The organism is Cryobacterium sp. N19 (genome assembly GCF_002929595.1).
In the GTDB taxonomy this organism is placed as follows: Bacteria; Actinomycetota; Actinomycetes; order Actinomycetales; family Microbacteriaceae; genus Cryobacterium; species Cryobacterium flavum.
The window spans coordinates 1-5,512 of record NZ_PJJR01000026.1 but is presented as its reverse complement, the minus strand read 5'-3'; the positions used below and the strand labels follow the sequence as shown (position 1 = coordinate 5,512).

3 protein-coding genes are annotated in these 5,512 nt (G+C 59.4%); all 3 read right to left on the bottom strand.

Going from position 1 to position 5,512, the window contains the following annotated elements:
* Nucleotides 1-108: 108 nt before the first annotated feature.
* The 3 genes from CXY78_RS00380 to CXY78_RS00370 all read right to left on the bottom strand — a co-directional run bounded on the left by CXY78_RS00380 (nt 109) and on the right by CXY78_RS00370 (nt 5,014).
* The gene (locus CXY78_RS00380; protein WP_158253223.1) at nt 109-3,522 is read right to left on the bottom strand and encodes a hypothetical protein; all 3,414 of its coding nucleotides are present in this window, start codon (nt 3,520-3,522) and stop codon (nt 109-111) included.
* Nucleotides 3,523-4,194: 672 nt separating this feature from the next.
* Complete coding sequence (locus tag CXY78_RS00375; protein ID WP_104087486.1) at nt 4,195-4,557, bottom strand: hypothetical protein; 363 nt, start codon at nt 4,555-4,557, stop codon at nt 4,195-4,197.
* Between the two features lie 163 nt (nt 4,558-4,720).
* Nucleotides 4,721-5,014: a hypothetical protein gene (locus tag CXY78_RS00370; protein WP_104087485.1), complete on the bottom strand. Its 294-nt coding sequence runs from the start codon at nt 5,012-5,014 to the stop codon at nt 4,721-4,723.
* Nucleotides 5,015-5,512: the final 498 nt, after the last annotated feature.

Below are 5,512 nucleotides of genomic sequence, written 5' to 3'. Positions count from 1 at the left end.
ACCAACGGGCAGATCTCCTGGCCGTCAGCGGGCAATTCCGTGGCCGCCTACGGGCAGCTTCTCATGTCCGCCGACAATGCCGCCCGCAGGACCGCACCTGCTGTGCCTTCAACAAGCTGTGCCCGCGGCGTCCGCCGCAATGTCCGCAAGCAGCGTAGATAGAGTGCTGAATTGGAACTCCCCAGAAATGAAGGCCGCCGGAACGGGGTGACGGGTCACAAATCGAGCACGCACCTCATAGGGGTTCTCCGAGGAACGAACGGGTAGTGCGAGGGCTTGAGCCACCTGGGCCGCATTCGGTTTCAGATCTGCGAGCTTCTTCGATAGTTGAGTTGAGTAGCTCGGTTTCGAGCCATCAAGTTCGAAGTTGTCCAGCGACCTTCGTATTTCCGGAGTTGCGTGGACGGTCGCAGGGTCTTTGGCTTCCAGGATCCATATTGTCCGCTCGCCAACCTTGCCAGCGACCACATCGATTTCAGTGTTAAGAGTAGCTAGATTGAGCCGCTCAGGCTTAGTCTCCTTGATGTTCGTCAGCACGCTCCAGCCGTTTGCCGTCATCTCGCGGGCCACGTCCCGCTCAAACAGCATATTTTTTGTATCGCGGAAATTGTTGAGCGCTGTTTCAAGCATGCCGGGCGCCTGGGGCTGGGTCCAAGGCAGAAGACCCTGTTCCAAATAGCTTCGATACATGGACAGGGCGCCCATCAAATAGTGCGGCGAAATGACCATCTGACCGTTCGGGAGCATCGGAACGGGTTGCGCGAGCAGCCGCCGTTTGCGTGTACGCGCGTGCCAGGGTTTCCAGTCCTCGCTTTTCATGTCTTTTGAGGTGCTGATCAACATCCCTAGGGCGGCCCGCAGGCGTGCCGCCCCAACAGGATCCTCTCCTAGAACGGTGCTTTCACACAAGAATGTTTCTACCTCGGCGAGAGTGGAGGTCGTCGCGTCATTATCTTCAGGCTGAAAACGCCACTGAGCCAGCGTATGGAGCACGGTAAAGATGTCCTCCGGTGTCGATCCAAATGCATTGAGCATCGCGGCATTCACCTCTTGCCGTCGCTGCTCAGAAACTGGCGTCATATTGACGCCATCGATATCGAAGGATTCCCTCGCTATCGCTCTGCTGAAGGACTGCAGATCGAGGTCATACCGGATCCTCGAACCTTGACTCGTATCCGGCTTCCTATCCGGAACGGCCCGTACCTCATAGGAATTGGAGACTTCGATCGCGAGCGGTTGAACCTGATGGTGCACATTTTCACTTCGCGTGGTCGCGTCCAGATACACGTTTGCCACTGCCAGAAGCTCACCCCACGCTAGGTCATCGATCGTTTTCATTCCTGCTGGGGCCGTGCGTAGCGCTGCCTCGACCAGTACCTCGTTAGCCCGTCGAAGCTCGATGTGTTCGGATTGGGCTTCTTCGTATTGCTCGATCGGATCCCAATCGAGTTCGAGTTCGCGTGCCGACCGCCGAATGTTTCGAAGAAGTATGTCTCGACGGTCGAGGGTACGCTCAAGCTGCACCATGCCTTGTACGACTACGGCCGACATAGCAAAGGAAACCAATTGCTCCTCCAGGAGCTCAAGGGCTATCGGTGCCAACGCGGTTCGATCAAGCAGTTTCGCGTCGTCTCCCCGATACACCCCCGGCCTTACATCGAGTTCGCGAAGCCGAGTTGAGACAAGGCGCTCCGCCGTCGATTTATAGGCGAGATCGATCTCCACTGGAGGTGCGAGTTCGTTGCGAGCAGTCGGCGTGGACAGTAGGTCGATCGTGAGCGTGGGCGGCGCTGCGTTCCAGGCTAAGCGGGCGCGAGCCGCCAAATCGGTCGCGACTCCTCCAAGCTTGAGTATGTCCTCGATAAGCCATCCCATGTGCAACCGGAGCACGTCAGGTTTACCGTCGCCGGCGTTCATGAGGCCGTCGCAGTCGATGATGGAACTCACCTTGAGAACATCGCCAATAGATCCAGCGTTCAATGTATGACACCGTGCTGAAATGAATCGATCTCCACCAAGAGAGTCCGGTGCCGGTTGCAGCTCGATTGCAACTGCTGCCACGCCGACCCCGCCCAACGAGGCTCCCCAATCCTTCTCGATTGCTCGGATCCCGAAGGTGATTGCTCCTGCTAGGTCATGCAGGAGTGAACTTGCCTCCCGACTCCACAATTCCGACGCGGACATGACGGCACACGGCACCTCGCTGACCCCCACGCTCCAGGCCTCGAGAGCCCCCCTCTCAAAGGAGCCTGGACGCACTGACTCCGATCCGGAATAGTTGAAATCACCAGGCCCGGCGCGCCAGCGAAGTACGTTGGCGGGCATCCGACCGCTTCTCTCGACAATGTCCCATTCGCGCGTGCCTGGAAAACCGAGAGCAGCTAGGGCTCGCTCTACGACTGTTAGGTCTGCACCTCTCTCCCACTCGGCAGAGCCTCCGTGGGGCGCAATCGACATGAAGGTTGGGCCAAGACCGCCTGAAAAGAAGCTCTTGCCGTTCGCTACCCACCACTCCCAAGCGTCAATCGTTTCAAATCCAAAGTAGTGGGGAAGATCTGCGCGAGCCATGTCGCGGGCAAAGTTGTAAAGGTCCAGACCGCTCTTTGCCGAGGATGAAATCCAAGTGAAGTCATCCATCGACATTGAGGTCAAACCCGACCCAGACGGGGTCATGATGTGGTCCGCCGTCGACACGATCAAAAGCGGGACGACTTCAGCACCTTGAGGAATGGTGACAAGGGAATTGGGCAGCCTTTGCGGGGCTCCCGATCGCACCGTTTCAGAGCTACCCAATACCGCGGGCTCCTCCCACTCAAGCGCTCCCATTTCGCCCTCGAGAGTACTCTGAACTTGAACGACCAGTGCACGTTGCGCACCTTGAGTCAGTATCCACTGAATATTGTTGCCGCCGATCACAACTGATGGTCCGGCAGGCGTGTCAGGGGATCCGATGATAAGGCTGCCGAATCGCCACAGCTTCTGACGAACGAGAGCTGCAGTGCTTCGCGCAAACTCTCCGGCGACTCCTAGTTCACCAGAAACCGAACAGGCCAACTCCCCCACTGCGTACGTGAGCATTTCAGGGAGCAACGATAAGGGCATCCAACGTGCTTTCGGCTCACCGGGGACTCGCACGAGCATGGTCGATCCAAAGGGGCTCTGCGGATGACCCGGCTCAAACTCAAGATGCTCCGCCTCGGCGGTCAGCCAAGCGAGCGCTCGCTGCTCCCCTTCACCAGTCGGAGCTTCATGCTGGGCAATTGCGACCACTGCTGCGGTTATCTCGGCTTCAGACAATGTTCCTAGGGGCTCGTCGGAATCTGCAATCGGCCATGCGGGAGCCATTGATTTCAGATCGTCATCAATGTGAGTCAGCACAACCATCAAGAGATCTTGGATTCCAAATCCCAGCTTCGCCTTAAGCGGGCGGTCCACGGCCGCAGCCACTCGAAGAGCACGATCGACATCCGCGATCGGCCTCTCAACGCCACCCGGGAACAAACGCACGAGAATTTCGTCCAATCGCACTACTACTTCGTCCCTAGGATCTGAGGGTAGGTAGTCCTCCATCGTTTCGATCTCGGGGTGTTCGACAACCGCGGCGTCTAAAATCGCGCTCAGGTCAGGGACGGGACTGGTTCCTGGAACTGTGTCGCTGTTCGTTAGCACCGCATCGACAACAAAACTAAGGGTGATCCATCTGTCCCGCAGCTCCGGTGACGCCGCTGCAGCGTAAAGAAGAGCCCAAAGCGCGGATGGTTCGACTCCGGACAGGATCTCCTTGAGTGGGCTTGATGGCGACGACTCCATTTCGCCACCCTAGCGGACGTCTACTTTCGCCCGAGCAATACCGCGTGTGCGCTCCCGAGACTGCGGTCGCACCCCGTATCTCTTCCGTAGATTGGATGACAGGAATTGGAAGTAGATGACTGCGGAAAGCGAGTCTAATCAGGGAAAATTGACGATTCCGGCATTCAGCAGTCGCCCTTGATGGAGCCTTGCTCTTACTCGAAAAACCACCGGTTCGACGCTGGTCGGGGCTGCCCCCACCGCTCACTTGAAAAACCGAGAAGACCTCACTGCAGCGCAATGCTCGGTTTACAGACGGCGACGGACTTAACCAGATGCGTTCGTTGCGCCAGGTCTCCGCATGCGTAAGTGAAAATGACCTCCAGCGTCAAATTTGACAAAGGCCTACGGTCCGAACGCCCTGACCGACGGGGTGTCTGACCGGATCTCAACGAGCTGAGCGTCTTCATCGCTGCCGCCGAGGAGCAAGGGCATGAATCGGGTAAGGGCGGCGAAGCCGCTGGACTGATCTGGGTACACGCCGAGCGACACGAGGTGTGTGCTCCCGTTCGAGGTGGTCAGCTCCACGCAGGGATAGTGCTCTTCCGGCGCGAGTCCCTCGCGCACGGCGTCCGCGAAGGTGTTGCTGTCGAGCTGTTCTTCGATCGAGACGACCTGGTCGAGGTTGATCCAGACGTCGTCGGCGCCGATGACCGGTCGGGAGCGGTCGTGTCCGTAGGTGGTGATGGCAAGTTTGAGAAAACGCATGAGGGTCCGTCCGTGATGGGTAGGCCTTGACGTTAAGGCGCGGAAGCCGGAGGCCGCCGACGATCAAGGCGATCTGTGGATAACGTCGCGCGGTGGGGGAGTGTGAGGGGGATATTTCCCCTCACCGGGTGAGACCGCCACCGCGCGGCGGTCTCACCCGCGGTTAGTGGTTGGTGTTGTCGAGGGCGGCGAGGGCGATCTCCAGTGCGCGGTCGTAGCTGATTCCTGCGGGTCGGATCGAGCCGGGCACGAATCGTTGGGACTTGGGCAGTCGGAGCGTCCCTGCGTATCCTTCGGCCGCGTCCTGCAGGGGCCCGTAGCCGGGGTGCAGGAGCAACCACTGGCTGAAGGGCTGGTCGTTGTCGTTGAGGGCGGCGGCACGAAATTTGGCGGTCGGGTTGAGGCACAGCGTCCAGAAGCGGTCGGCTTGGCCTCGTGCTGTGAGGCGTTCACTCACTGGGCGGGGCGTTATACCGGGGGCCGACAGGCGTTTCATAGTCGCGGCGTGCACGTAGGGACGAAGGCGGGAATCGTCGCGAGCGGGAATCTCGTTGAAGGCTGCTTGGGCGGCGCGTGCATCCCGTCGTGCGGCGCGGTGCGCGGCGGTGNGAATGCGTTGGCTGCTTTACGATCGGCTGCTATGTCATCGCTGGTGCGTTCGGGACGGGTGGTGACGGGGAACTGGGGCATGAGACTCTCCGCTCAACTGATTTTTTTGCCTGGCTGGCAAGAGAATCGATAGAGAGCGGGAGTGCCGAAGTGCACGGCTGGTCGGGGGAAATAAGGGAGCCTGCGACCGCGCCCGAGCAGCTGGGCACGTAGGCACGGAAGCGAACTACGATGACCGGCCAGACAGACAAAAAACCGAAAAGGACGTCCGCGCAGCGGTCCAAGGACCCGCAGGGTCTCCCCCGGTCCCCATGGGGTTGCGTCTGGTGTTAGCCGGCGTCGCCGA